We start from the raw sequence: 5,683 nt of genomic DNA, 5'->3' as shown, positions 1-5,683 counted from the left end.
ACCGCGGAAAGCCCGAAGAGGAAGACGAAAAGTTGCAATAGAAGCGCCTTTCCACGAAAGAGCCCAACGTAGCCCCTCGCAACCATATCTGTAATCCTGGTCTCCGAAACGCGGCCGAGGCCAACGAAAATGCCGGCGATAATAGAGAGGACGCGCCCCGCCAGGAAGATGCCGAGCACCCGCAGGTACGCGAAGACGAACTGCGGGTAGATAATCTCGACGAACAGGTCGAAGTCGACCTGTGTGAATATGATGGCAGCGATAAAGACACCGACACCAAGCGTAAATAGTGTCGCAACTGCGGCACCAGCGAGTTTGAGCGTCTTGTCGTTCAAAAACTGCTCCTCGTATCCGTCGTCGGCGGCTCGCCCCTCAGAGTATGATTCTGCCATTGGTAATTAATCTCACAGTGGTGTAATAAAATCGCGTGGTGGTTCGGATTAGCCGGAGAAGTACTTCGAGTAAATCTCGTCGTACGTCCCGTTTTCTCGAATCGTCTCGAGTGCGCCGTTGACCTCCTTGCGGAACTCGTCGTCGTCTTGGCGGAACCCGATGCCGTACTCTTCGACGGTGAGCGTGAGGTACGGCGGAGCGTTTTTGCCCTGCTCCTCCGCGGCACCGGAGCCTTCGAGGAATGTGACGCTGTCACTCTGGTTGACGAACTCGGCGTTAACCGTGTTGTCGTTGATGACGGCGACGACCTGGTTGTTCCTGAGCGCGTCGAACGCGCCGGGAATCTGGTCGTACCGCTGGATGTTCAGGTTGCCGTCGAACTCTTCTTTGAGTGAATCGGCCGCGGCCGCGCCGGTCGTCCCCTTCTGAACGCCGACGGTCTTCCCTTTGAGGTCCTCCTTCGAGGAGATGTCGCCGTTTTTGAGGACGACGACAGTCTGGTACGCCGTGAAGTACGGGTCGGAGAAGTCGATCTCCTCGGCGCGTTCTTCGGTGATGGTCATCGCAGACATGATGACGCGGAAGTTCCCGTTTTTCAACGCCGGGATGATACCGTCGAAGCTCGTCGGTTTGAACCTGTGTTCATAGCCGAGTTGGTCGGTGAAGACGGCCTGTGCGATTTCGACGTCGAAGCCGACGAGTTCGCCTTCGGTCGTCTCGTACTCGAACGGCCGGTACGGAATGTCCGAACCGATGACAATCTCGTCTCCACCACCGAGACAACCAGCCAACGTGAACGCGGCCGCAGCCCCTGCCGATCCCTTGAGATAGGTACGACGTTTCATAACAAGCCACAGGTGGCACTCCCCCTATAACACTTCTTCGGTCGAAACATCAATTCGCGCCTATTTTGGTGAAAATTGCCAGCAAAGAAAGAAAATCGATAAGAAATCGATTAATTTTCGAACACTCTACAACTTTAAACATCTTGATTGTGTATGACTATCATTCTGTCACTGATTTTCGATTCGACAGACGGGAAAACGTATCCGAAGAAGCGGTATTGGCCGCGAACTCAGTCTGCGTCGTTTGTAACGCTCGTCTGTGGGATTGGGAGACCGCCGCGGACGACGACCGCTGCACCGACGACGAGGACGAGTGCGATGACTGTTCCGCCGAGATGAGCCAGTTGGAGTATCGGGTCGTACACCTGCCGTCCGGCGATGAGGAGGGTGACGACGATTGCGCTCGCGGGTGCGAGGGATACCTTGAGGCGGCCGTACGCATCTGCGCGCGCACCGTGTGCGGCGCTGGTCCAGAGTGTCGCGGAGAGGAGCGCGCCGTACGTTGTGAGACCGACGACGTAGTACACGGCCTGCGTCAGCGGGCCGAACGAGACGAACATGTGGGGAGCGAGGACGAGCATAATCGGCATCCCGACGAGCGCCAGCCGGACCGCGTCGGCGATACGGGGAATTCCGCGGTTGGAAAGCCCCCACGCGGCGGCGGCGACAATCGCAGTGAAGATTGATGTGGCAACGACGTAGTGGGCGGTGAGGATGACCCACTCGTACTCGGTGACGGTGAGTGCACCGAGGACGATTTGGAACGGAAGGATGGCGGTGGCGACCACGAGTGCGTATCGGACGCGCTTCGAGACGCCTTCGCGCCACGCTTTTATCGTCGTTCCGAGGATGACGAAGCCGGTAATCATGGCGACGAGTCGGTGGAACCATTCGAGGAAACTGCCCCAGTTGGCCGGGAACAGTCCGAGGAAGCCGTCGCAGAAGGGCCAGCGACCGGCACACGTGAGTCCGGCACCCGCGGCGGCGGTGTAAACCCCGAGCACCATCAGGATACCAGTCAGCACGGCGGACCCCGCGAGGAGGCGGCGAAGCCGAGGTGTCATACGCGGGGGTCAGGCCCGCGCAAACTTATACCTCGTAGGTACGTCCGTCGAAGGTATCACATTTCGTATTGTTCCGGTTCGGGCGTCGCTTCTCAACTGAGTCGTCCCATTCAAGTCGGTGCAGTTGGACGACCGACTATGGACGAGCGACTCGCATCTCGGGCAGACCGCCTCGACACGCACCTCGAAACACACGACATCGAGGCAGTCTGGTTCGCCCGCCCGAACTCCTTCGCGTGGCTCCTCGGCGGCGACAACGTCGTCGACCGCGACGCACCCATCGGTGTCGCGGCCGCCGGCTACGACGGCGAGGAGTTCCACGTCGTGACCGACAACATCGAGGCCACGCGACTGCTCCACGAAGAAGTCCCGCACGAAGACGTTCGTATTCACCGCTACCAGTGGCACGAAGGGTCTCTCGCGTCCGGCGTCGCGACGGTTTCTCCGACACCTGCGGCCGCGGACTTCGACGTACCCGGATTCGACGAGGTGGACGCCTCGGCAGTTCGTCAACCACTCACCGAAGCCGACATCGAGGCGTACCGCGAACTCGGCCGCGACGTGGCGAGCGCCGTCGAGCGGGTCTGTCGAGAACTCGAACCGCAGGACACGGAACACGAAGTCGCCTCGGGCCTCCGCGTCACGCTGCACGCGATGGGTATCGAGACGCCCGTCGCCCTCGTCGGCGGTGCCCGACGCGCCCAGAAGTACCGGCATTACACGCCGACCGAAGAGGAACTCGGAGACTACGCGCTCATCTCCGTGACGGCCCAACGGGACGGTCTTTACGCGAGTTGTACGCGAACCGTCGCGTTCGACGCGCCCGACTGGCTCGAAACGCGACACGAGAAGACGATGCAAGTAGAAGTGGAAGCGCTTGCGGCGACGAAGCGAGTGGCGGCCGAAGAGGGAACGGCGGCGGATGTGTTCGACTCCATCCGCGACACCTACGACGAGGTCGGCAAATCCGACGAGTGGCTGAATCACCATCAGGGCGGTGCCGCCGGATTCGCCGGACGAGAGTGGTTCGCCGCACCCGACGCGGACGATGCTGTCCACGTGCCGATGGCCTACGCCTACAACCCAACCATCGAGGGCGCAAAGAGCGAGGACACGGTGCTCGTCACGGCTGACGACGTCGAAGTGTTGACGGCGACAAGCCAGTGGCCGACTCGGACAGTCGCCGCCGAAGACGGGTCGGTCGAACTCGAACGCCCCGAAATTCTTCACATCGAAACGGAGTAATTTTTGTGAGTGTGTGGCGCTGAACCGGCGTCGAAACCCCCTTTTCGTCCCCCAGTCATTCGACTACTGTCGAAAATGCTGTTCGACGCCGTTGGATAGTTTTTTGCCCCCGGGCGAGGTGGTGTGATTCATGGGACTGGACGACGACTCACGAGAATATCACCGCCGGGACCCGCCCGGGAAAATAGAGATTGCCACGACAAAACCGACGAACACGCAGCGCGACCTGAGCCTCGCGTACTCCCCTGGTGTGGCGGCCCCGTGTCTCGACATCGCAGATGACGAAACGGTCGCGTACGACTACACGGCAAAGGGAAACCTCGTGGGTGTCGTCTCGAACGGCTCTGCGGTCCTCGGTCTCGGCGATATCGGCGCGCAGGCGTCGAAGCCGGTCATGGAGGGCAAGGGCGTCCTGTTCAAACGCTTCGCCGACATCGACGTGTTCGACGTCGAACTCGACATCACCGACGTGGACGACTTCGTCGCCGCAACGAAGGCGATGGAACCGACCTTCGGTGGCATCAACCTCGAGGACATCAAGGCACCGGAATGTTTCGAAATCGAGCGACAACTCCGCGAAACGATGGATATCCCCGTGTTCCACGACGACCAGCACGGGACAGCCATCATCTCCGGGGCAGCACTGCTCAACGCCGCCGACGTTCTCGGTAAGGACCTCGAAGACCTCGAAATCGTCTTCTCCGGTGCGGGCGCGTCGGCGCTCGCAACAGCGCGATTCTACGTCTCGCTCGGCGCGAAAAAAGAGAACATCACGATGTGTGACTCGTCAGGTATCATCACCGAGTCACGCGTCAGTGCAGGCGACGTTAACAAGTACAAAGCCGAGTTCGCCCAGGACGTCGAAGAGGGCTCGCTCGCGCACGCCATGGAGGGAGCGGACGTGTTCGCCGGTCTTTCCGTCGGTGGCATCGTGAGTCAAGACATGGTCCGGTCGATGGCCGACAACCCCATCATCTTCGCGATGGCGAACCCGGACCCCGAGATTACCTACGAGGATGCCAAGAACGCCCGTGACGACACGGTCATCATGGCGACGGGTCGCTCGGACTACCCGAATCAGGTGAACAACGTCCTCGGGTTCCCGTTCATCTTCCGCGGTGCACTCGACGTGCGTGCGACTGAAATCAACGAGGCGATGAAGCGCGCCGCCGCCGAAGCACTCGCCGAACTCGCCCGGCAAGACGTACCCGACGCCGTCGTCAAAGCCTACGGCGACCACCCGCTGCAGTTCGGTCCCGACTACCTCATCCCCAAACCGCTCGACCCACGTGTGCTGTTCGAAGTCGCGCCGGCCGTCGCGCAGGCGGCGATGACCTCCGGCGCGGCCCGAGAGCGCCTCGATATGAACGAGTACCGCGAGCGACTCGAAGCGCGCCTCGGCAAGTCCCGCGAGATGATGCGCGTCGTCCTCAATAAGGCGAAATCCGACCCCAAGCGCGTCGCCCTCGCCGAGGGGTCCAACGAGAAGATGATTCGCGCTGCCTACCAGATGCAAGAGGAGGGCATCGCCGAGCCAATCCTCGTCGGCGATACCACCACCATCCTGCGGAAGGCCGAAGAGTTGGGCCTCGAATTTGACCCGACCATCGCCAACCCCCACGACGGCGAGTGGAACCACTACGTCGACCATCTCTACGAACGCCGCCGTCGGAAGGGACTTACTCGTACCGAAGCGGCCGAACTCGTCCAGCAGGACTCGAATTACTTCGCCAGCGTGATGGTCTCCATGGACGACGCCGACGCGATGCTCACCGGTCTGACCCACCACTACCCCTCGGCGCTTCGACCACCACTCCAGCTTATCGGCACGGCCGAGGACGCCAACTACGCGGCCGGTGTCTACATGATGACGTTCAAGAACCGCGTGGTCTTCTGTGCTGACACGACAGTCAATCTCGACCCCGACGAGGAGATTCTCGCGGAGATTACGAAACACACGGCCGAACTGGCCCGCCGGTTCAACGTCGAACCGCGCGCCGCACTCCTCTCGTACTCTAACTTCGGCAGCGTCCGTAACGAGGGAACTGCGAAGCCGCGTGACGCGGCGAGACTCCTCCAAAACGACCCCGAAGTGGACTTCCCGGTCGACGGCGAGATGCAGGCCGACACGGCCCT

The 5,683-nt window shown here is 61.1% G+C and carries 4 protein-coding genes and 1 pseudogene; 2 read left to right on the top strand and 3 right to left on the bottom strand.

All coding sequences use genetic code 11. The features are described from left to right. The 3 genes and pseudogenes from QT222_RS07600 to QT222_RS07590 all read right to left on the bottom strand — a co-directional run. Positions 1-392 (bottom strand): annotated as a pseudogene (locus QT222_RS07600) (amino acid ABC transporter permease); the annotation flags it as partial. A gap of 48 nt (positions 393-440) precedes the next feature. After that, the gene (locus QT222_RS07595; protein WP_004059868.1) at positions 441-1,238 is read right to left on the bottom strand and encodes a basic amino acid ABC transporter substrate-binding protein; all 798 of its coding nucleotides are present in this window, start codon (positions 1,236-1,238) and stop codon (positions 441-443) included. Between the two features lie 230 nt (positions 1,239-1,468). Continuing rightward, a complete protein-coding gene (locus QT222_RS07590; RefSeq protein WP_049917494.1) occupies positions 1,469-2,302 on the bottom strand; it encodes a COX15/CtaA family protein in 834 nt (277 codons plus the stop codon). Between the two features lie 138 nt (positions 2,303-2,440). On the opposite strand from QT222_RS07590, the gene QT222_RS07585 reads away from it, so the two are divergent. Continuing rightward, entirely contained in the window at positions 2,441-3,547 is a 1,107-nt protein-coding gene (locus tag QT222_RS07585) for a M24 family metallopeptidase (protein ID WP_491476811.1), read from the top strand. A 130-nt stretch (positions 3,548-3,677) separates the two neighbouring features. Then, positions 3,678-5,683 (top strand): NADP-dependent malic enzyme (locus tag QT222_RS07580; protein WP_491476810.1); only part of this gene is annotated, 2,006 nt, incomplete at its 3' end.

The organism is Haloferax sp. s1 (assembly GCF_058382125.1).
This window is presented reverse-complemented; position numbering and strand designations above follow the sequence as displayed.